Annotated in this window: 20 protein-coding genes; 5 read left to right on the forward strand and 15 right to left on the reverse strand. The window is 62.7% G+C overall.

Going from position 1 to position 19,737, the window contains the following annotated elements:
- Positions 1–20: 20 nt before the first annotated feature.
- The 4 genes from NKI79_RS28935 to NKI79_RS28950 form a co-directional block, all read right to left on the reverse strand.
- Positions 21–1,310: an O-antigen ligase family protein gene (locus tag NKI79_RS28935; RefSeq protein WP_352806062.1), complete on the reverse strand. Its 1,290-nt coding sequence runs from the start codon at positions 1,308–1,310 to the stop codon at positions 21–23.
- Positions 1,307–2,842, reverse strand: coding sequence for an undecaprenyl-phosphate glucose phosphotransferase (locus tag NKI79_RS28940; RefSeq protein WP_352477292.1), 1,536 nt, complete (start codon positions 2,840–2,842; stop codon positions 1,307–1,309). Before NKI79_RS28940 ends, NKI79_RS28935 begins: the two co-directional genes overlap by 4 nt.
- 115 nt (positions 2,843–2,957) lie before the next feature.
- Positions 2,958–4,082 carry a glycosyltransferase family 4 protein gene (locus tag NKI79_RS28945; RefSeq protein WP_352650001.1) on the reverse strand — a complete coding sequence of 375 codons (1,125 nt, stop codon included), beginning with the start codon at positions 4,080–4,082 and terminating at the stop codon, positions 2,958–2,960.
- A 12-nt stretch (positions 4,083–4,094) separates the two neighbouring features.
- The gene (locus NKI79_RS28950) at positions 4,095–4,658 is read right to left on the reverse strand and encodes a polysaccharide biosynthesis/export family protein (protein WP_254817578.1); all 564 of its coding nucleotides are present in this window, start codon (positions 4,656–4,658) and stop codon (positions 4,095–4,097) included.
- A gap of 255 nt (positions 4,659–4,913) precedes the next feature.
- Between NKI79_RS28950 and NKI79_RS28955 the strand changes: the two genes are divergently transcribed.
- Positions 4,914–7,163 carry a GumC family protein gene (locus tag NKI79_RS28955; protein ID WP_352806461.1) on the forward strand — a complete coding sequence of 750 codons (2,250 nt, stop codon included), beginning with the start codon at positions 4,914–4,916 and terminating at the stop codon, positions 7,161–7,163.
- Between the two features lie 21 nt (positions 7,164–7,184).
- Here the strand turns inward: NKI79_RS28955 and NKI79_RS28960 are convergent, their stop codons facing one another.
- Complete coding sequence (locus NKI79_RS28960; RefSeq protein ID WP_352650006.1) at positions 7,185–8,414, reverse strand: GNAT family N-acetyltransferase; 1,230 nt, start codon at positions 8,412–8,414, stop codon at positions 7,185–7,187.
- Positions 8,415–8,503: 89 nt separating this feature from the next.
- Here NKI79_RS28960 and NKI79_RS28965 point away from each other — a divergent pair, with 89 nt between their 5' ends.
- Positions 8,504–9,562: a polysaccharide deacetylase family protein gene (locus NKI79_RS28965; RefSeq protein ID WP_352806464.1), complete on the forward strand. Its 1,059-nt coding sequence runs from the start codon at positions 8,504–8,506 to the stop codon at positions 9,560–9,562.
- On the opposite strand, the gene NKI79_RS28970 is transcribed toward NKI79_RS28965, so the two are convergent.
- The gene (locus tag NKI79_RS28970; RefSeq protein WP_254817582.1) at positions 9,559–9,786 is read right to left on the reverse strand and encodes a DUF2842 domain-containing protein; all 228 of its coding nucleotides are present in this window, start codon (positions 9,784–9,786) and stop codon (positions 9,559–9,561) included. The two genes, NKI79_RS28965 and NKI79_RS28970, sit on opposite strands and share 4 nt — an antisense overlap.
- A gap of 151 nt (positions 9,787–9,937) precedes the next feature.
- Between NKI79_RS28970 and NKI79_RS28975 the strand changes: the two genes are divergently transcribed.
- A complete protein-coding gene (locus NKI79_RS28975; protein WP_352806467.1) occupies positions 9,938–11,032 on the forward strand; it encodes a COX15/CtaA family protein in 1,095 nt (364 codons plus the stop codon).
- Here the strand turns inward: NKI79_RS28975 and NKI79_RS28980 are convergent.
- Genes NKI79_RS28980 through speB form a run of 3 tightly spaced genes read right to left on the reverse strand, consistent with a single transcriptional unit; the run spans position 11,022 to position 13,825 of the window.
- Positions 11,022–11,861, reverse strand: coding sequence for an aminoglycoside phosphotransferase family protein (locus tag NKI79_RS28980; protein ID WP_352806470.1), 840 nt, complete (start codon positions 11,859–11,861; stop codon positions 11,022–11,024). The genes NKI79_RS28975 and NKI79_RS28980 overlap by 11 nt on opposite strands.
- Positions 11,862–12,788, reverse strand: a complete 927-nt coding sequence (argC, locus tag NKI79_RS28985; protein WP_352806473.1) for an N-acetyl-gamma-glutamyl-phosphate reductase — start codon at positions 12,786–12,788, stop codon at positions 11,862–11,864.
- A gap of 29 nt (positions 12,789–12,817) precedes the next feature.
- Positions 12,818–13,825, reverse strand: coding sequence for an agmatinase (gene speB, locus NKI79_RS28990; RefSeq protein ID WP_352477301.1), 1,008 nt, complete (start codon positions 13,823–13,825; stop codon positions 12,818–12,820).
- 305 nt (positions 13,826–14,130) lie between these two features.
- Here speB and NKI79_RS28995 point away from each other — a divergent pair, with 305 nt between their 5' ends.
- Positions 14,131–15,189 carry a glycerophosphodiester phosphodiesterase family protein gene (locus tag NKI79_RS28995; protein ID WP_352806475.1) on the forward strand — a complete coding sequence of 353 codons (1,059 nt, stop codon included), beginning with the start codon at positions 14,131–14,133 and terminating at the stop codon, positions 15,187–15,189.
- Positions 15,190–15,219: 30 nt separating this feature from the next.
- On the opposite strand, the gene NKI79_RS29000 is transcribed toward NKI79_RS28995, so the two are convergent.
- Positions 15,220–16,104 (reverse strand): aldo/keto reductase family oxidoreductase, encoded by an 885-nt coding sequence (locus NKI79_RS29000; protein ID WP_352806478.1) that lies wholly within the window; start codon positions 16,102–16,104, stop codon positions 15,220–15,222.
- Between the two features lie 94 nt (positions 16,105–16,198).
- Here NKI79_RS29000 and NKI79_RS29005 point away from each other — a divergent pair, with 94 nt between their 5' ends.
- Positions 16,199–17,092, forward strand: a complete 894-nt coding sequence (locus NKI79_RS29005; RefSeq protein ID WP_352806480.1) for a LysR family transcriptional regulator — start codon at positions 16,199–16,201, stop codon at positions 17,090–17,092.
- Positions 17,093–17,201: 109 nt separating this feature from the next.
- Here NKI79_RS29005 and rpsI read toward each other — a convergent pair whose 3' ends face one another.
- The 5 genes from rpsI to NKI79_RS29030 form a co-directional block, all read right to left on the reverse strand.
- Entirely contained in the window at positions 17,202–17,684 is a 483-nt protein-coding gene (gene rpsI / locus NKI79_RS29010) for a 30S ribosomal protein S9 (protein ID WP_023717316.1), read from the reverse strand.
- 1 nt (position 17,685) lies between these two features.
- Positions 17,686–18,150, reverse strand: a complete 465-nt coding sequence (gene rplM / locus NKI79_RS29015) for a 50S ribosomal protein L13 (protein ID WP_023674645.1) — start codon at positions 18,148–18,150, stop codon at positions 17,686–17,688.
- A 272-nt stretch (positions 18,151–18,422) separates the two neighbouring features.
- The gene (locus tag NKI79_RS29020) at positions 18,423–18,821 is read right to left on the reverse strand and encodes a type II toxin-antitoxin system HicB family antitoxin (protein ID WP_352506478.1); all 399 of its coding nucleotides are present in this window, start codon (positions 18,819–18,821) and stop codon (positions 18,423–18,425) included.
- Positions 18,822–18,848: 27 nt separating this feature from the next.
- Positions 18,849–19,034 (reverse strand): type II toxin-antitoxin system HicA family toxin, encoded by a 186-nt coding sequence (locus tag NKI79_RS29025; RefSeq protein WP_352806483.1) that lies wholly within the window; start codon positions 19,032–19,034, stop codon positions 18,849–18,851.
- Positions 19,035–19,087: 53 nt separating this feature from the next.
- Positions 19,088–19,543: a PaaI family thioesterase gene (locus tag NKI79_RS29030; RefSeq protein WP_352806484.1), complete on the reverse strand. Its 456-nt coding sequence runs from the start codon at positions 19,541–19,543 to the stop codon at positions 19,088–19,090.
- Positions 19,544–19,737 lie beyond the last annotated feature (194 nt).

Below are 19,737 nucleotides of genomic sequence, written 5' to 3' on the forward strand. Positions count from 1 at the left end.
TCGTGATAGACCGGCTCCGGTCAACCGAATTCGGTTGCTGTCCTGCCTGAAGCAACGGCAACGGGCATTGCCGGTCGCTGCGCCGCCCGCAGCTGCCACTGGTGGCGGTATTCGAGCGCGATGGCACCCCAGATCAAGCCAAGCAGCAGGTAGACATGGCGCCAGTGGTCGATGTCGATGAAGGTGCCGAGCCCGATATTGCCGATGAAGGCGACGTAGGCGCATAGAAGATAAGGCTGCCACGGCCGGTCGCGCAGCAGAATGCGGAAGCCGGCGGCGATCGTCCAGCACGTCAGCGTCAGGAACGACACGAAGCCGAGCCAGCCGTAATCCATCAGCATCTTCAGCCAGATGTCGTGCGTGTCCTCGCCGAACATCTTGCCGAAGACGAGCGGGCCGATGCCGAACGGATGCTCCAGTGCCATCTGAAAGCCGATCGTGTAGCGGGCGAAGCGGCCGAGGCGGGCGGTGTCGTAGCTTTGTTCAAGCTGTGCGCGGTTCGAGAACATCTCGGCGACGCCCGGCAGTTGCAGGATGACGATCATTGCGATGACCAGCAGTCCGACGGCGGCGATGGTCATGACGACCACGCGCAGCCGGAACTTGCCGCTGGCGCTCTGCAGGAACAAGGCACCGGTTAGCAGGATCGCCGAAACGGCGAACATGCCCCAGGCGCCGCGCGAAAAGGAAAAGAAGATGCCGGCGGTGATGATCAGCAGCGGCACAGCCAATAGAGGCATGCGCGCGACCGAGCCGGTAAGCAGCAGATAGAGCAGGTAGATGCCCGGCAGCACCAGGAAAGGCCCGAACACGTTCGGGTCCTGGAAGGCGCCGGCGGCGCGGTCGTATTTGGTGAAGATCTCGGCTCCCGGAAAGGCATGGAAATAGCCGGCTATGCCGACCAGCGAAGTCAGCACCGCCGACACCACATAAGCGACGAAGATCACCCGATAGAGACTGGGCCGGACCGCCGTTACCGAAGCGAAGAAAACCGCGGTTAAGGCCAGGAACAGCGAGACGGCGAGATAGAGCGGCGTGCCGGCGAGGTCCGACATCTGCGTCATCGAGATCATGCCGCCGACGTTCATGATCAACAGCAGCACCAGAAGCGGCACCCCCGCGCGCTGTATGCGCATTCCGAACAAGGGCCACACCACGATCAGCCCGATCATATAGACGTCGTACGGCGCGGGCTCGGCAATGACGAAGCCGGACAGGAAGACGCCGAGGAAAACCGCCCCTGACGCAATCAGTGCGATCAGCTTGGCGTTGACCGCCGCCGCCGGCAATTCATAGGCCGTCGCGCTCAATATGCGTTTTCCGTGTTGAGCAGGCGGATCGGCGTCAGGAACAGGATTTTGAGGTCGAACAGGAGCGACCAGTTCTCGATGTAATAGAGGTCGTATTCCGTCCGCATGCGAATCTTCTCGTTGGTGTCCATCTCGCCGCGCCAGCCATTGATCTGCGCCCAGCCGGTTACACCGGGCTTGACCTTGTGACGGGCGAAATAGCCGTCGACCACCTCATTGTAGAGGAGGTTGTGCGACTGCGCGGCAATGGCGTGCGGGCGCGGACCGACCAGCGACAGCGACCCGAACAGCGAATTGAAGAACTGTGGCAATTCGTCGATCGAGGTCTTGCGGATGAAGCGGCCGACGCGGGTGACGCGTGGATCGTTCTTTGTCACGGTCTGCTTCGCCGTCGGGTCCGCCTTGTCGGTGTACATCGACCGGAACTTATAGACCTCGATGATCTCGTTGTTGAAGCCGTGGCGCTTCTGGTGAAAAAGCACCGGCCCCTTGCTGTCGAGTTTGATCGCGATCGCGGTCGCCAGCATCACCGGCGAGAACACGATGATGCCGATGATCGAAAAGACGATGTCGAAGGCGCGCTTGGCGACCGAATCCCAGTCGTTGATCGGCTTGTCGAAGATATCAAGCATCGGCACCGAGCCGATGTAGGAATAGGCGCGGGGCCTGAACTGCAGCGCGTTCGAATGCGCCGACAGCCGGATGTCGACCGGCAGCACCCACAGCTTCTTCAATAACTGCAGCACGCGCGATTCGGCGGTCAGCGGCAGTGATACGATCAGCATGTCGATGCGCGCGATGCGGGCAAATTCGATGAGTTCGGAAATTGTGCCGAGCTTGGGATAACCGGCGACAACCGGCGGCGACCGCTTGTCGCCGCGGTCGTCGAAGATGCCGCAGATGCGGATGTCGTTGTAGGGCTGCCTTTCGACCGAGCGGATCAGTACCTCCGCCGCCTTGCCGCCACCGACGATGACGGCGCGGCGCTCCATCCGCCCATCGCGCGCCCAGCGCCGGATCAGCTTCGACATCACCAGGCGGAGACCCAGGATCAGCACGAAGCCAACAACAAACCACGTGCCGAAGAGCAGGCGCGAATAGTCTTCCGACATTTTCATGGTGAAGGCGGTGAGCGCCATCAAGGCGAACGTTCCGGCCCAGACCAGCAGGAGCCGGCCGAAATTGGCGATCGGCCGCATTAGCGCGACGATCTGGTAGCAGTCGGTGACGTCGAGCAGAACGACCGCGAGGAACGAGGTGGCGGCGATCGTCAGGGAGTATTGCCAGGCAAGATAGTTGAAAAAGCCGACGTAGTAGAAATAGACGGCAAGACCTGACACCAACAGCAGCGCGAATTCCACCATGCGCAGGACGCCGCTCACCATGATCGGCGACATCGTATCGCGCCGGTATTGCGAGGCGACCTGGCGGGCGACGTCGTTCATGCCGCCGGCCGTGTTGTTCTCGGCAGGGGCGTTGAATTTGCGCACCGCGTCTAGCGAAAAACGGCGCGCGGGGTCGATTTCGTTCATGGGGCGTCCGCAGGTTTCCCTCAGGTGAATAGCAAAAGAGAGCTAAGAAACCCTTGAAACAACAGATGGCTTTGGAGACGCTTTCACCAGGAGTAGCCCGGTGGAACCCGTTGCCCTATTTTTTTTGCGCGGCGAAATAAGCCTTTTCGATTTCAGCGGCCATTACATCGGCGCCGAATCGTGCCTTGAGGTCGGCGATGCCGGGCATCAGGCCCTTGTAGGCGTCGAGATCGGCCAATGCGGCGCTTATCTTGTCGCCAAGTTCGCGCGGGTCGGGCCGGATCAGGGCAGGCGAGCTGGTGTCGAAGATTTCCGGTATGCCGCCGACCGACGTCGCGATGATCGGCTTGCCGGCGGCGAGCGCTTCCAGAACAATATAGGGCATGGCTTCCGCGCGCGAGGGAACGACGACCAGCTTGGCCAGCGTGAAGGCTAGCCTGGCCGGCATCGGCGCCAGGAAGCCGACGTCCAGGCCGCGCTGACTCACTTGGGCGCGATAGCGCGGCAGGTCGTCGCCGTCGCCGACCATCAGCGCCTTCAATGGGTGGCCGAGCCGTGTTGCGGCAAGCCCCAGCGCATCGATGAAGATGTCCGGGCCTTTGAGGTCTCGCATCATGCCGATGTAGAGGAGGTCAACCGCATTGTGCTCGGTCCGCACCGGCTCGAACTCGGCGGCGCGCAGGCCGTTGTGGACGAGAGCGTTCGGAATAGGCGGCTCGCCGACCTTCCTGCGATAAGTCCGTCGCTCATAATCGGAAACGAACAGCAGGCAATCGGTGAAGCGAGCCATGAAGCGCTCGAGCGCGAAGAACAGCTTCCCCATGGCAGTGGTCTCGTCATAGTGAAGCGAGCCGCCATGCGGCGAATAAAGGCGGGCCACGCGAGACCTGGATACCCGCAACAATGAGCCGAACAGACGGGCATAGGCGCCACCTTTGGCGCCATGCCCGTGCAGCACGTCCGGCCGCAATTCTTTTATGATCCTATAGGTGCGCCGGGCCGAGGCGAGATCGCCTGGCCCGACATGCCGCTGCATCGGCGTGCGGTGAATGCCGAGCGCCAGGCTGCCCTTCATCTGTTCGAACAGCCGTTCCTCGAAATCGCCGCCCGTCGTCGAATCGCAGACGATGCCGACGGCATGGCCGGCGGCGACCTGAGCCTCGGTCAGGTCGCGCACATGCCGGAAGATGCCTCCGACCGGTGAGCGAAAGCAGTGGACGATCCTGAGTGTGTCCGCCACTTGGTCAGCACATCAAAACAGGCGTTCGCGAACATAGACTGTATCGCCGGGCAGTAGCGGGTCGGAGGTCACCACGCGTCCGGTTATCACCTTGCCGTTGATGTCGCGGGTAATGTCGACGCTTTCCTGGTTGGCGCGTGGCGTGAACCCGCCGGCGATGGCGACGGCCTTCTGCACGGTCAGGCCCGGAACATAGGAGTACTGGCCCGCCGCACCCACTTCACCCATGACGAAGATCGGTCGGTAGCGATCGATTTCGACAGAAACGTCAGGATCCCGCAAATAGCCCTGGCGCAGTTTCTCGGCGATCTCGCCCTCGAGCTGCTGGGCGGTGTGGCCGCGCGCCGGCACGTTGCCGACGAGCGGCAGCGAGAGATAGCCGGATTGGTCGACACTGTAGGTGTTGGTCAATCCTTCCTGCTCGAACACTGTGACGCGGACGCGGTCGCCGGCGCCGAGGCGATAGGGCTGGTCGAGAACTTCATGGAATGCGGCCGGCGTCGGCCGGTAGCTGGAGCAGCCCGAAAGCATCGATACGGCAAGCAGCGCGCGGAAAAGGGGAGCAGTGCTTTTCATGAGCGGACACGTACCTTTGAATAGCCGGCGACTCTGCGGCAAACCTTAACGATCGAGCTCGGTTATCATCCTGTTAGGGTTAATGGCCGGTAAAGGCGCACGGCCGATACGGGCCGGATCGACAAATGCAGATCGTTTTCAGCCTCTTGTTTGCGGCTTGTTAGTAGAGCCTAACAGGTTCTTACCGCGATATTAACGGCTGAGTTACCATAGTTGTTTACGGTGCATGCTGACTCAGTACCGGAGCAGGGATGCATGTCCGTTCAATCCGCGGCCGCAGATGTCGACATCGATCTCAGGCAGCTTTTCGCCAGCCTGGCGCGAAACTGGTTGCGCATCCTTGTCGTCGCGCTGGTTGTAACCGGCCTGGCCTTTGCGCTCGCCTGGCTTGCAACGCCCGAATACAAGGCGGCAGCCAAGCTGGAGATCGGGCCTCGAGAATCGGAGTTCACGCGGCCAGCCGGGGCCAACGGCAACGAGCGGTCGATTCCCGACGAAGAGGCTGTGGCCACCGAGGTCCAGATCATCTCGTCCCCCGACATCCTCAAACAGGTAGCGGCGAAGCTCAACCTGGCGAAATTGCCCGAATTCGACGAGGCGCTGAAGATGTCGGCGCTGAGCCGCACCCTTGTCCTCGTTGGCTTGAAAAGCGATCCCTTCGAGATCCCGCTGGAAGAGCGCGTGCTGGACGCAATGCATGAGAAGCTCAACGTCTATGGCGTCGAAAAAACCCGTGCGATAGCAATCGAGTTCTCGTCGGAGGATCCACAGCTTGCCGCCGCGATCCCGAACGCGATTGCAAAGGCCTATATCGCCTCCAAGGGCAACGCCAAGCTCGAATCGAATTCCGCCGCCACCGACTTTCTGGCGCCGGAAATCGCGGATCTGCAGAATCGGGTGAAGGAGGCGGAAGCCAAGGTTGCCGCATTCCGTGCCCAGTCCGATCTTTTGATGGGCGGCAACAACTCGGTGCTTGCCACCCAGCAGCTGTCCGAATTGTCGAGCGAACTGTCACGCGTGCGCGCCAACCGCGCTTCAGCGGAAGCGACCGCCGACAGCGTGCGCAGGGCATTGCGTAGTGGCGGCTCACTGGATGCCGTTCCGGAGGTGTTGTCGTCCGAACTGATCCAGCGTCTGCGCGAGCGCCAAGTCGAACTCAAGAACAACATCGCCGACCTTTCCACCACCTTGCTCGACAACCATCCGCGCATCCGGGCGCTGAGGTCGCAACTCGCCGATCTCGACCGCCAGATCCGTAACGAAGCAGAAAAGATCATGAAGGGTCTGATGGCGCAGGCCGAGACGGCGAAGGCGCGGGAGGCTCAACTCGTGGCCGACGTCAACACGCTGAAGGCGGCGTCCGCCCGCGCCGGCGAAGAGCAGGTGGAACTCGATGCGCTGCAGCGCGATGCCGCGACCAAGCGCCAGCAACTCGATCTCTACTCGTCCAGCTATCTCCAGGCGGCCGCACGCAAGGATCGCAACTACCTGCCTGTCGACGCTCGCCTATTTTCGGAGGCCCGGGCGCCGACCGAACCCTATTTCCCCAAAATTGGTCCGATTGTCGGCGCGGCCTTTGTCGGCTCGTTGCTCATCATGGCGATCGTCACGTTGCTGCAGGAACTGTTTTCCGGCCGCGCCATGCGTCCGGCCGCCGGTGCCCATTTCGAACACATCGAGCAGGTTGCGATGCCGGCTGTCCAGGCCGACCGCGCATTGGCCGAGCCCGACCCGCCGGTTGCCCAGTCCCAACCGGCAGTCGCCGAGATCGATGAGACCGACGACGACAGTATCATTGAAACCAAAGTGGAGCCGGAACCCGTCGCGGTGGCGGAAGCGGCTGCCGAGAAAATCGAACCGGAGTACTCTGAAATGGCTGCTGGAGACATTGAACCGGCACGTTCTATCCTCGGCGAGATCGACATCGACAAGGCCGCGGAAAAACTGATCGCCACCGGTGCAGCCCGGGCCATATTCGTGTCACCGGAAGGCGACGAGGCGGCTGCCTCGGCGGTGCTGGTGGCGCGCGCAGTCTCCGACGCTGGGCTACGCGTGCTGCTGCTTGATCTCACCGCTTCGGGTGCTGCCTCGCGGCCGATGCTGGACAGCGGGCTGTTTCCGGGCATCACCGATCTGCTCGCCTCGCAAGCGCAGTTCAGCGATGTGATCCACCCCGATCTCTATTCGGATTGCCACGTGATTCCCGTCGGCACAGCCGATCCGGTCCGTGCCATGCGCGCCGCCGACCGGCTGCCGATCATCATGCAGTCGCTAACCACGGCCTATGATCTGGTTGTGGTCGAATGCGGGCCGGCCGACGCGCAAGGCATCAGCCGCCTGGTGGGCGAGGGCACCGAGGTGCTGCTCTCCATGCTGGAGCCGGACGACCAGGTGACGCAAGCCGCAGTCGCGCTCATCGAGAGCGGTTATCCCGACCTAACGCTGGTCACGCCAATCGGCCATGTGGCGCCGGGGCCAATGCCGGGACGGCGCTCGGCGGCCTGAGGCATTTTTCTCAAATCGAAATCAGCTGTCGTCTTCGCCTGCGGCCGGTGCTGTCTGGCCCACGGCCTTGCGGCGCAGCAGCTTGGTCAGCTTCCAGACCATTGGGCTGTGCTTGATGAATGCTTTCAGGCTTGCGCCGTGCCTGAGCGCAAGCGCCAGCGCGCGACCTTTCAGCGTCAGCGGAACCAGCGCCTCGAAATGTTGCGTTTCGACATCGCACCACAATCGCTTGTAGGGTTCGTCACCGACCGAGAAATCATAGATTTCAAAACCCGCCTCGCAGGCTTCCTGGATGTTCTCGAAGAACAGGAAGTCGCCGGGGCTGGTGTGTGCGAGCTCGTCCTCGGCGATCGCCCCGAATTCGCAGATCAGCCGCTTGCCCGAGCGGCTCGATCCGGTGACCGCACGAAGCTTGCCGGCGACTTCCAGCCCATGCAGCACGAAGGACGGATCTTCCTCTTGGAGCGCGTCGGTAAACAGCGAGCGAAAAAAAGCACGCACCTCCGCTTCACCGAAAACATTGGCGATGCCCATCTTGCGGAAGCGGAATTCCTTCATCTCGAAAAAGGCGTCGAGCAGCCTGTTCACCTCGTCCGCAGTCCTCGCCTCGATGCGGCAATGGCTGCCGACGGCCCCGAATTTGCGCGCCTGCGAGCGATGCTTCTTGCGCCTGCGCTTGCCGCTCACGCGGGTGAGCAATGCATCAAACCCTCCTACAAGACCGGCGGCCAGAGACAGATTGGGGCTCGAAAAATGCGGCAAGGCGGAGAGCGGGTTGGCAACGCCGTCGAGATCGGGCAGCAGCCGCTCTAGCGCAACAAGATCGATATCACGCCGCACCTTGGCAATCGCAGCCAGCATAGCGCGGATCGCCGCGTTATCGGCATTCGCCAGCCATTGCGGGTCGGCGGCGGCAAAATTGCCGTTGGCATGGCGGCCGCCCATGAACCGGGCGACGCGGAACGCTCCACTGCGAGTGACCTCCAGCGCCAACGAGAAAACCGGCCTGTTGTCGGCGCGCAGCGTCGCAACGACAACGTCGGCACCGGTATGTGCGGCCCAGTTCAGGATCCAGCCTGCGCTCTGCGCCGGGGCAAAAAGCGCCGAACGGCAGAATTCGGCGTACGCCGCCAGCGCCGCACTATCGGCAACCGAGATCGACAAGCCGGCTTTGCCGGCCGGCAAGGTATACGGCGACGCCTCGCTGCTTGCCAGCCGATTGCCGTCAAATGACGCGGTGGCGTCAACCATACCTCAATCCTTAGGGCGTATTCGTCGCGATTGGGGGTCCGCGCAGGCGCATTCCATGCTTGATGAGCTTAGGCGCAAAAGGTGAATGAATGATCGACGGGGGCGAGGCAATTCGCAAACTGGCGCTCAATCTCGCCCGCTATTCCGGTCTCGCGCCGCTGGCCAAGCCGTTTATCGGCGGCCTTGGCGTCATCCTGATGCTGCATCGGGTCACCGCGACGCCGGAAAAGCCGAACGGCGTCAACCGACACTTGAACATCGCGCCTGGGTTCCTCGATATCGTGATCGCCGACATGAAGGCGAACGGCTACAGGTTCATCACGCTGGACGAGGCGATCGAGCGCATCAAGGCCGGCGACAAGGACGGCCAGTTCGCGACGATCACCGCCGACGACGCCTATCGAGACAACATGACCGAGGCGCTGCCGGTGCTGGAGAAGCACGGCGCGCCGATCACCATCTACGTCGCACCGGGACTGATCGACGGCGCTGCCGACCTGTGGTGGGACCTGGTTGAGGATATCGTCAATGCGCGCGATCGCCTGACGCTGACGACGCCGGACGGCCCGGTGACGATCGACTGCTCGAATCGGGGAAAAAAGGTCCAGGCCAATGCGCGCCTGCACGCCTATCTGACGCTGAAGGTGCGCGAGCGGGACCAGCGTGCGGTGTTGCGCGATCTGGCGCGCTCGAACGGCATCGAGTTGGGCGGTCCGCGCCCGAGCACGCTGATGAACTGGGACGAGATCCGCACCATGGCCGGGCACCCGCTGGTGACGATCGGCGCGCATAGCGTCAATCATTGCAATCTGAAGCGGCTTTCCGAGAGCGACGCGCGGCATGAGATCGGCGACGTCAAGCGCATATTGCAGGCCAAACTCGGCGAGGAGCCGCGCCATTTCGCCTATCCCTACGGTCATGCCAGCGCAGTCGGCCGCCGCGAAGTGGGCCTTGTCCGCGATGCCGGCTATGCGTCGGCGGTGACGACCCGCCACGGCGTACTGCGCGCCGAGCATGCCGGGTTCCTGCATGCCCTGCCGCGCATTTCAGTCAACGGCCGCTATCAGAGCATCGCCCACATCCGAACCATGTTGTCGGGCGTGACGACGCCGCTGGCCAATGCCGGCAAGACGGTGGTGACGATTTAACTGTTGCCTCGGCCCTTCGGCCGCGGCTCCAGGATCAGCCACTTGATGATGCCCATCGCCGGCAGCACCCACAAAAGCCCGCTCAGCAGGAAGAAGATGAAGTGCGCCAGCGGCCCGGACTGCGACAGTTGGGCGACCGCGACGATCGAGGCGACCAGCGCATAGACGACGACCAGCACTACCAGCAGGAAGCTTCCGATCAGCTTTTTCAGGCGAATGGGCATGGCGCGATCTCGTTGATCGCTATCGCTTAGGCCGAACGGCGAATGCGCGCAACCCGCCAGGAACGGCGCGACGGCGTGCCGCGTCGCCCGGCCTTGCAAGCCGGGTTGCGATGGTTCACCAATCCGCGACTTCAACTGCCGGGACAAACCCATGGCTGCTGCCATATCCGACGACGCGCCCTTCGCCGCCCGCGATCGAGACCTTCGCAATCGTGCACTGGTGCGCGGTTGGCTCTATGTCGTGCTGCTCGTGCTGTTTGCGCTGGTGGTGGTCGGCGGCGCTACGAGGCTCACCGATTCCGGCCTGTCGATCACCGAATGGCAGCCGATTCACGGCGTCATCCCGCCGCTCAACGATTCCGAGTGGCAGGAGGAGTTCCTGCGCTACCAGCAGATCCCGCAATATGCCGAACTCAACAAGGGCATGAGCATCGAGGCGTTCAAGTCGATCTTCTGGTGGGAATGGGTGCATCGTATCCTGGCGCGTAGTGTCGGCGTGGTCTTCGCCCTGCCGCTGCTGTTCTTCTGGGTGACGCGCCGCATTGAGCGGGGCCTCGGCACGAGATTGTCGGGCATCCTCCTGCTCGGCGGGCTGCAGGGCGCGATAGGCTGGTGGATGGTGGCATCCGGCCTGGTTGACCGGGTTTCGGTCAGCCAATACCGGCTGGCGACGCATCTGACGCTGGCGGCGCTGATCTTCACGGCGACCATGGTTGTCGCGCGTGGGCTGGCGCCGCACTCGGAACCTGCCGCCGACCGCTCGACGCAACGTCTGGCCGGCTTTCTGGTGCTGCTGCCGCTCGTCCAGATCTATCTCGGCGGGCTGGTCGCGGGGCTTGACGCCGGCTTGAGCTACAACACCTGGCCGCTGATGGACGGCAAGCTGGTCCCCGACGACCTGCTGCTGCTCGAGCCGGCATGGCGCAATTTCTTCGAAAATCCGAAGACGGTGCAGTTCGTCCACCGGATCGGCGCCTACACGATCTTCGCGGTCGCGCTCTGGCACATGATCGCGACACGCCGGCGTCTGCCGGGCACGACGCATGCCCGACGCGCGACGCTGCTGTTCCTGATTGTCGTGGTGCAGGCGTCGATCGGCATCGGCACCCTGTTGATGCAGGTGCCGCTGCACATGGCCCTGACGCATCAGGCATTCGCGCTGGTTCTGCTGGGCTTCGCCGCTGCGCATTGGCGCGGTACCAAGGGCGCTTACCCGCTGCCCCACGAGATCGCTCTCAGAGGCTGAGCCGCACCCGCCGGATTGCCGCGGCAATCGCCAGCTCGCGGTTTTCGTCGACCGCATTGTGATCTTCATGGTGCCATGCAGCCGACAGGCAGCCATAGGCAACGGCGTGGTCCAGTACGGCAGGCCCCGTCTGGCCGAGCGTAGCGCCAAAGACTTGCGCCATATGGGCGATCCGCCTCGGATCGAGGCAAAGATCATCTCGGTCGAGTGGGTTGTAGAACATGTTGGCGGCGTCGAAACCCGGGTCGCCGAGGACGCCCTTCGGATCGATCGCCAGCCAGCCGCGTGGACCGTGCATGATGTTGTCGTGATGCAGGTCGCCATGCAGCGGCCGTACGTCGTGCGGATTGGACAACAGCCGTTCCGCGATTTCGGCAGCTTCGACATACAGGCTCTTTTCGCCGGCGGCGCGATCGGCCTTCGCCTTTTTGAACAGGCTGGAAAACCGTCTCCGCAACGGCTGAAGGTCCGGCGGGGCGGCGTGCTTCGACGGCGAGACCAGTCTTGCCATCACCTCGGCCGCGATGGCGGTGGCGGCATTGTCGTCCTGATCCGCAATGATCTGTGACAGCGAGATTTCGCCGGCGTATTCGAGCAGCATGCGGTGGCCGTCGCGGCCGAGCAGCCGCACCGCGCCTTCGCCGCGTCGCCAGGCGAGGAAATGCTCGCCACGCAACTCGTCCTCCACATCGTCGAAAGGCTTTAGATCCTTGACGATTGCCGGTGAGCCGTCCTCGCGAACAACTTTCCAGATGCGGCTACTGAACGTTTCGGCGATGAGCTCCGGCGCGCCGACCTTCCAGCGCTTTGGAAATCTCGGCGCATCCATTCAAAGGCCGAGCATCAGATCCATGTTCTGCACAGCGGCGCCCGAGGCGCCCTTGCCGAGATTGTCGTAGACGGCAATCAGCAGCGCCTGCGCCCTGTTATCATTGGCAAAGACATAGAGCTTCATCCGGTTGGTGCCGTTGTAGATCTCCGGATCGATGTCGGGCATGCGTTCCTGATGCAGATACGGCGCCACCTCGACCACGCCGCCATCGATGGAAGCGAAATGATCGGCGATTGCCGCATGAAGCTCCGCGCCGGTCGGCACATGGTCGAGGCCGCCGAGTTGCAGCGGCACCACGGTGATCATGCCTTGCGCGAAATTGCCGACTGCCGGCTGCATGATCGGATCGTGCGAAAGCTTGGCATAAGTCCTGAGCTCAGGCACGTGCTTGTGCTGCAGGGTCAGCCCGTAGGGCAGGAATTCCGGCGCATCCTCGCCCTTGGCGACATAATCTTCGATCATCGGCCGGCCGCCGCCGGAATAGCCGGAAATGCCGTTGACGGTGACCGGAAAATCGACTGGCAACAGCCCCGCCGCAACCAGCGGCCGCAGCGTCGCGATCGGTCCTTGCGGCCAGCAGCCCGGATTGGCGACGCGCTTCGCCGAAGCGATCTTCTTCGCCTGGTCCTTGTCCATTTCGGCGAAACCATATTCCCAGCCCTCGGCGACGCGATGCGCCGTCGAGGCGTCGATCACCTTGGTGGTGTCATTGGCGATCAGCGAAACGCTTTCCTTGGCGGCCGCGTCCGGTAGGCAGAGGATCGCAACATCGGCGGCATTGAGGAACTCGGCGCGCGCTGCCGTTTCCTTGCGGCGTTCGGCCGGGATGGAGATGATTTCCAGGTCGCCGCGCTCGGCAAGCAGCGCCCTTATCTGCAAACCGGTGGTGCCGTGCTCGCCGTCGATGAAGATTTTCGGTTTCATTGCCTGCCAAAATTCCTGTTATCTCAAAGCTATATGCCGCTTGCCTGATTCAATCCGGCAACGCTGTGGTTGCTCTGGTTCATGTCCTCGAGCCGGGCCTTTCGTTCCGCCAGCAGCCCGAGATAGTGCATGGCCACCATCGAGCCGGCAATTGCCGTTATATCGGCGTGATCATAGGCTGGCGCAACCTCGACGACGTCGGCGCCGACGATATCGACCTGGTTGATCTGGCGCAGCACCGACAGGATCTTTGCCGAAGACGGGCCTCCCGCGACCGGCGTTCCCGTGCCGGGCGCAAAAGCTGGATCCAGACAATCGATGTCGAAAGTGACGTAGGTCTTCTTGCCGCCCGTACGGTCGACGATGGCATAGGCGATGTCGGACGCCCGCATTTCCTCCACTTCATGGCCATATAGGATCTTGATGCCGAACGTGTCGGGTGCATGGGTGCGGATGCCGATCTGGATCGAGCGGTCGGGATCGATGATGCCCTCCTTGACCGCACGGCCGACGAAGGAGCCGTGATCGATGCGCTTGCCATCGTCGGGCCAGGTGTCCTGATGTGCGTCGAACTGCACCAGAGCCAACGGGCCGTGAATGGCGGCATGCGCCTTGAGCAGCGGCCAGGTGACGAAATGGTCGCCGCCGAGTGAAAGCAGAAAGGCGCCGGATTTCAGGATCTTCGCCGCTTCGCGCTCGATCGTGGCAGGCGTCTTCTGGTGATTGCCGCTGTCGAGCAGGCAGTCGCCAAAGTCGATCACAGCAAGCTGTTCGAACAGGTCGCGCGAAAACGGATATTGCGGATCGTTGTCGAGGATGGCCGAGGCGCGGCGAATCGCCTGCGGTCCGAAACGAGCGCCCGGCCGATTGGTGACCGCCGCATCGAAGGGAATGCCCCACACCACTACATCGGCGCCCTTCACGTCCTTCGAATATTTGCGCCGCATGAACGACAGCGCGCCGGCGTAGGTCGGCTCAAACGACGCGCCCGTCCTGGAGCGGGTGGTGAAGGCGTGATCGATGGTCCTTGGCGGCATGAAGCGATCTCCTGTGCGTCGACGCGCAACCTTATTGGACATAATTCTCAGAATTGCGACCCCTGCGGAGGATCACGGCCATTCGATCCGGTCACAAATCCTTGCTCGCCAGGCGAACCCCGCATGGCCGGCCCGGAGATTGCCTGGTAAATAACCGAAAGTAGCCGCCAACGGCTGCTTCGGCAGGCATTGATCTGATTTTCCTGCGTTTGCGAAGCCGGCTTCGTTCACCTGCCTGTCACGGGCATCGCTTAACCGGGGTGCGATCCCGGTACGGAGCGATTCTCGTGCGAACGACTTGCCTCATGCGAACGATTTGGCCGAGCCTTCTGCTTTCCGCGGCGCTGGCGGTCTCCCTTTGCCAGGCATCGGCAGGCGAAACGCGCGCCAGGCAGATTCTCGACCGTTTCGAGCACGCCAACCAATGGCGCGACCATGTGATGGTGGCCGCGCACCGCGCCGGCGGCATGCAGGCCGGTAAGACGCTCTATCCCGAAAACTCGATCGCCGCCGTCGAGGCGTCGATCGCAATGGGCGCCGAAATCGTCGAGGTCGACATCAGGCGCTCGAAGGACGGAGAATTCGTCGTCATGCATGACAGCTGGCTTGACCGCACCACGACCTGCAAGGGCGAGGTGGTCAACCGCACATTGGCCGAACTCAAGACCTGCCGGTTGGTGATCGAAGGCACCGGCGCCGTTACGGGCGAGACGGTCTCGACGTTGCGCGAGATGCTGGTGGCGACCAGGGACAGGATTCTCGTCAACCTCGACAACAAGCTCGACACCCGAAGCCTCGCCGGCATGGTCGCCGTCGCCCGCGATCTCGGCATGGCCGAACAGGTGATCGTCAAAGAGAACCTGTGGAATGCGGAGAGGATCGCCAGGGTCAAGGCTGCCATGGCCGAGATCGGCAGCGGCTTCCAGTTCATGCCGATCATCGCCGATGACGCGGTTCGCGACGCCATGTTTGCCGAGGAACTGAGCCGGGCCTTCCCGATGCGCGCAGTCGAGATGATCAACTGGCGCATGGGATCAGAGACGCTGACGGAGACCGGCGGCCCGCTGTTCAGCCCGCGCATGCGCGCGCTGGCGGTGAGGGGCGACTGGCACATCTGGGCCGACACCTATGCCATCGTCAACAAGCCTGGCGGCTTCCTTGCCGGCGGTCGCGGCGACGAGCTGGCGGTTGCGGCCAGCCTGCCGCGCGAGACTTATGGCTTCTGGGTCGAGCGCGGCGCCACCATCATCCAGACCGACGAACCGAAGGCGGCCATCGGTTGGCTGGCGGCGAACGGTTTTCGCGTGCCCTACGCCGGTGAGAAGCGCCCGGCCGAGCCGGCGAGTACGGCCAGCATTAACTAACGCCGGGCACGAACCAGAGCGATTGCGGCGCTACGCGTGAGCGGGGACATTGCCGGCGATACTGTCCAGTTCCTCGATCGCATCTTCGGGCAACGCGAGATCGCCCGCGGCGAGGTTCTCCCTGAGATGCGCGACGGAAGACGTGCCTGGGATCAGAAGAATGTTGGGCGCGCGGCGAAGCAGCCAGGCGAGCGCGACCTGCATGGGCGTGGCGCCGAGGCGTGCGGCGACCTTGGACAAGGTCGACGACTGCAACGGATTGAAGCCGCCAAGCGGGAAGAACGGCACATAGGCGATGCCGTCGCGGGCGAGATCGTCAATCAAGGCATCGTCGCCCCGATGCGCCAGATTGTACTGATTCTGCACGCAAACGATCTTGCAAATCCTGTGGCCTTCGGCGATCTGCGCAGCGGTGACGTTGCTCAGCCCGATGTGGCGCACGAGGCCCTGTCGCTGAAGCTCGGCGAGCGTCGCAAGCGGCGCCTCGATCGACCCTTCGGCGGGGCCATGCGCGTCGAACATGATCCGAAGGTTGACCGCCTCCAGCACGTCGAGCCCGAGATTGTGCAAATTGTCGTGCACCGCCTGGGTGAGTTCTTGGGCCGAGAAGGCCGGCAGCCACGATCCGCCCTGGCCGCGCCGGGCGCCGATCTTGGTGACTATAACGAGGTCGTCGGGATAGGGTGCGAGCGCTTCGCGGATCAACAGGTTGGTCACGTGCGGGCCATAGAAGTCGCTGGTGTCGATGTGGTTGACGCCTTGTGCAACGGCTTCGCGCAGTACGGCCAATGCCGCGTCGTGGTCCTTTGGTGGGCCGAAGACGCCGGGCCCTGCGAGCTGCATGGCGCCGTAGCCGAGCCGTCTGACTTTGCGGTCGCCGAGGATGAATGTGCCGGACTGGTCGATACTGGACATGGTCTTTCTCCTTCAGGGATGGCGCACAGATAGACGCTGTCCGATCCCATGATAATTGGGTACAATCCGCACAGGCTGTGCGGAATGACGAACAATGAAGATCGATCTCGGGGATCTGAACGCTTTCGTGACCGTGGCGCGCGCCAAGGGTTTTCGCGATGGCGCCCGCGCCAGCGGCGGCAGCGCGTCGGGTTTGAGCGAGGCGGTGCGCCGCCTTGAGACGCAGCTCGGTGTCAGGCTGCTCAACAGGACGACCCGCAGCGTCGTCCTGACGGAGGCCGGCGAAGGCCTGCTGGCGCGGCTCGGTCCAGCCTTGACCGAGGTGGAGTCGGCTCTCGACGTGGTGAACGGCTTTCGCGACAGGCCGGCGGGCTTGTTGCGCCTCAACGTGCCGGTCAGCGCGGCGCGGCTGGTCCTGCCCAGCATCGTCCCGCGGTTCCTTGCCGCCTATCCCCGCATCCGGCTGGAGGTGATCGCTGAGGAAAGCTTCGTCGATGTGCTGGCGGCCGGCTGCGACGCCGGCATCCGCTACGACGAGCGCCTGGAGCAGGACATGATCGCCGTGCCGATCGGACCGCGCGTGCAGCGTTTCGCCACCGCCGCCAGCCCTGCCTACCTGGATCGTCATGGCCGGCCGCAACACCCGAGCGACCTGCTCGGCCACGCCTGCCTGCGCGGCCGCTTTGCCAGCCGTGCGATGCCGCCGTGGGAATTCGAGCGCGACGGCGAGGTGGTGCGGGTCGACCCGACGGGGCCGCTTCTCGTGACCCTGGGCGGGGCGACGGACCTCAAAGTCGATGCAGCCATCGCCGGCACCGGCATCATCAGCCTGTTCGAGGATTGGCTACGCCCTCATTTCGAGAGCGGGGCGCTCGAGCCGCTGCTTGAACCCTGGTGGCAGAGCTTCTCCGGGCCGTTCCTTTATTATCCCGGCCGGCGCCTCGTGCCGGCGCCGCTCCGGGCGTTTATCGACTTCATCAAGGCCTGAAGTCTGCCACGATGCGAGCGAGCCGCGCCTGCCGCCGGTGATTGGTGCCGCCATTCATGGAAAAGGCCGCCCGGAGGCGGCCTTTCGATAGCGTGTAATTGCGCAGCGCTTAGCGCTTGGAGAACTGGAAGCTCCGGCGGGCCTTCGCCTTGCCGTACTTCTTGCGCTCGACGACGCGGCTGTCGCGGGTCAGGAAGCCGCCCTTCTTGAGTACGGCGCGCAGCGCCGGCTCGTAATAGGTCAGCGCCTTGGAGATGCCGTGGCGCACGGCACCAGCCTGGCCGGAAAGGCCGCCGCCGATGACGGTGGCAACGATGTCGTACTGGCCGGCGCGGTTGGCGGCGATGATCGGCTGGTTGAGGATCATCTGCAGGACCGGACGCGCGAAATATTCGGCGAACACCTTGTCGTTGACGACGATCTTGCCGGAGCCGGGCTTCACCCAGACGCGCGCGATGGCGTTCTTGCGCTTGCCGGTGGCATAGGCGCGGCCCGATTTGTCGAGCTTCTGGACATGGACGGGTGCTGCCGGCTGGGTGTTGGTGTTGCCGGTGGCAGTTCCGAGTTCTGCGAGCGAGGAAAGCTCAGCCATCTTACGAAACCTTCTTGTTCTTGGCGTTCAGCTTGGCCACGTCGAGGACAACGGGCTGCTGGGCGACATGCGGATGTTCCGTGCCTGCATAGACGCGGAGATTCTTCATCTGGCGTCGGCCGAGCGGGCCGCGCGGGATCATGCGTTCGACGGCCTTTTCGACGACACGCTCGGGAAAGCGGCCCTCGAGCAGCTGGCGCGCGGTGCGCTCCTTGACGCCGCCGGGGTGGCCGGTGTGCCAGTAATAGACCTTGTCGGTGAACTTCTTGCCGGTGAACACCACCTTGTCGGCATTGATGACGATGACGTTGTCGCCGTCGTCGACGTGCGGGGTGAAGGTGGGCTTATGCTTGCCGCGAAGATGATTGGCGATGACAGTGGCGAGACGGCCGACGACGAGACCCTCGGCGTCGATCAGCACCCACTTCTTCACCACATCCGCAGGCTTCTGCGAAAAGGTTGCCATGGATTGTTGCTTTCGGTTCGGACCTTCCCCCATTCACGAACGACAAGGGAAGGCGTTTCTTGTTGCTTGGATTGGCAAAAGGCACTTGCCGTCGCCAATAACAAAACGGCGGCCTTTGCGGGCCGCTGCTTCGTCACGGTTTATAGGGGAGGGTGGTTATCGCGTCAAGGCGCATGAAATGATTGCCGGAAGATATACTTAAATGAAAACAAGGGTTTGAGTTAAAGGTATGATTTTACCACATCGCGATTTTGGCCCTGTGTCAGGTAAGTTCAGTGCTTTGCCTCGATTTCCTTGCGAGCTGCGCTGGAGAGGAATGCCGATCGCGTTATGCCTCGGTCGCGCGCTGCGGCGTCGATCGCCCGCAAGACGCCGCGCTCGAAAGTTACATTCGCCCTCACGACGGCGCTGTCATTGTCGATGAGTGGTACCGAGACCAGATAGCCTCCTTCAGCAAGTGCTTTGCGTATATCCGCAAGCGCGACGATCGCCTCATGGCTGGACGGTTCGGGAACAGGCATGTCCTCTGCCCACAGTTGCAACGCTTCGACTGCATTCGGAACGATGTCTTCCGCCTCGTCCGCGGCTGAAAAGCAGCCGGGAATGTCGGGAAAGCGAATGCCGAACGCGCTGTTGGGATCTTTATCGACCAACGCGAAATAGTTCTTCATCTCAGCCTCCAAGACGCTTCAGGTCACCTACATCCAGCCCGCTTGTTTGGCGATGGCGCGAGCTGTACCGGTTGGTAGATCGTTCTCCGGATGCGGAACGATCAACACGATCTCGCCCTTTCGAAACTTGTGATGCGAGCCGCGTACCGAAACCAGCTCGAAACCATCATCCTTGAGACGCTTCAAGATTTTGCGGCTGTCACGCTCAAGCAAAGATCACCTGTGCGCACATATATACGCATCAACAAAAAATTCAATAGAAAGCATCAGGCCGGTACCCGCCTTGGCGGGATCGAATAGGTGCCCGTTGCGTGCGCCACGGTCTGTCCATCCGAGCCGGCGACGATGTCGATATCGAACACCATCAGGCTCTTGCCCAGCTTCAGGATGCGGCAATGGCCGTCGATCGGCCCGGCCTCGGCCTTGCGGACGAAATTGATGTTGAGGCTGGTGGTGACCGAAAGCGCATCCGGTCCGGCATGCGATAGCACGCAGACATAGCCGCCTATGTCGGCCAGCGTGAACAGCGCCGAACCCGACACGGTGCCGCCGGGGCGCAAATGGCGCTCGTCGGCATTGAGTCGCACGATACAACCGCCCGGAAACACCTCCAACGCCTCATAGAAGGTGAACTGGTCGTTGAGCTGCGGGAAAACGGTTGCCATCAGCGTGTTGATTTCGGCAGCCGTCAGCACCGGCTGGAGATTGCTTTGGGCAGGCATTTCAGTCTCCCGGTTTTGCGCCCTGCTTGTATGAACGCGACGCGGCGTTTCTGGCAACGGCCATTCATTAGGGCAGAAGCGGACGAGGGAGTGTCGGTAGCAAATCAAGTTGTCCGGTTTGGTAGCACATCATTTGTCCGCTTCAGTTTTGCGTCGAAGCGGTTCACGCGGCTTGCCCGGTGCGGCAGGTTTCT

The organism is Mesorhizobium sp. M0340 (assembly GCF_040321535.1).
In the GTDB taxonomy this organism is placed as follows: domain Bacteria; phylum Pseudomonadota; class Alphaproteobacteria; order Rhizobiales; family Rhizobiaceae; genus Mesorhizobium.

Coding starts and splice junctions, on each gene's coding strand:
- NKI79_RS29000 (WP_352806478.1), bottom strand. CDS start 16,104: ATGTCCAGTATCGACCAGTCCGGCACATTCATCCTCGGCGACCGCAAA.
- NKI79_RS28940 (WP_352477292.1), bottom strand. CDS start 2,842: ATGAACGAAATCGACCCCGCGCGCCGTTTTTCGCTAGACGCGGTGCGC.
- NKI79_RS29030 (WP_352806484.1), bottom strand. CDS start 19,543: ATGCCTGCCCAAAGCAATCTCCAGCCGGTGCTGACGGCTGCCGAAATC.
- rplM (WP_023674645.1), bottom strand. CDS start 18,150: ATGGCAACCTTTTCGCAGAAGCCTGCGGATGTGGTGAAGAAGTGGGTG.
- rpsI (WP_023717316.1), bottom strand. CDS start 17,684: ATGGCTGAGCTTTCCTCGCTCGCAGAACTCGGAACTGCCACCGGCAAC.
- NKI79_RS29005 (WP_352806480.1), top strand. CDS start 16,199: ATGAAGATCGATCTCGGGGATCTGAACGCTTTCGTGACCGTGGCGCGC.
- NKI79_RS28955 (WP_352806461.1), top strand. CDS start 4,914: ATGTCCGTTCAATCCGCGGCCGCAGATGTCGACATCGATCTCAGGCAG.
- NKI79_RS28975 (WP_352806467.1), top strand. CDS start 9,938: ATGGCTGCTGCCATATCCGACGACGCGCCCTTCGCCGCCCGCGATCGA.
- speB (WP_352477301.1), bottom strand. CDS start 13,825: ATGCCGCCAAGGACCATCGATCACGCCTTCACCACCCGCTCCAGGACG.
- NKI79_RS28970 (WP_254817582.1), bottom strand. CDS start 9,786: ATGCCCATTCGCCTGAAAAAGCTGATCGGAAGCTTCCTGCTGGTAGTG.
- NKI79_RS28950 (WP_254817578.1), bottom strand. CDS start 4,658: ATGAAAAGCACTGCTCCCCTTTTCCGCGCGCTGCTTGCCGTATCGATG.
- NKI79_RS28965 (WP_352806464.1), top strand. CDS start 8,504: ATGATCGACGGGGGCGAGGCAATTCGCAAACTGGCGCTCAATCTCGCC.
- NKI79_RS28960 (WP_352650006.1), bottom strand. CDS start 8,414: ATGGTTGACGCCACCGCGTCATTTGACGGCAATCGGCTGGCAAGCAGC.
- argC (WP_352806473.1), bottom strand. CDS start 12,788: ATGAAACCGAAAATCTTCATCGACGGCGAGCACGGCACCACCGGTTTG.
- NKI79_RS28980 (WP_352806470.1), bottom strand. CDS start 11,861: ATGGATGCGCCGAGATTTCCAAAGCGCTGGAAGGTCGGCGCGCCGGAG.
- NKI79_RS29020 (WP_352506478.1), bottom strand. CDS start 18,821: ATGAAGAACTATTTCGCGTTGGTCGATAAAGATCCCAACAGCGCGTTC.
- NKI79_RS28995 (WP_352806475.1), top strand. CDS start 14,131: ATGCGAACGATTTGGCCGAGCCTTCTGCTTTCCGCGGCGCTGGCGGTC.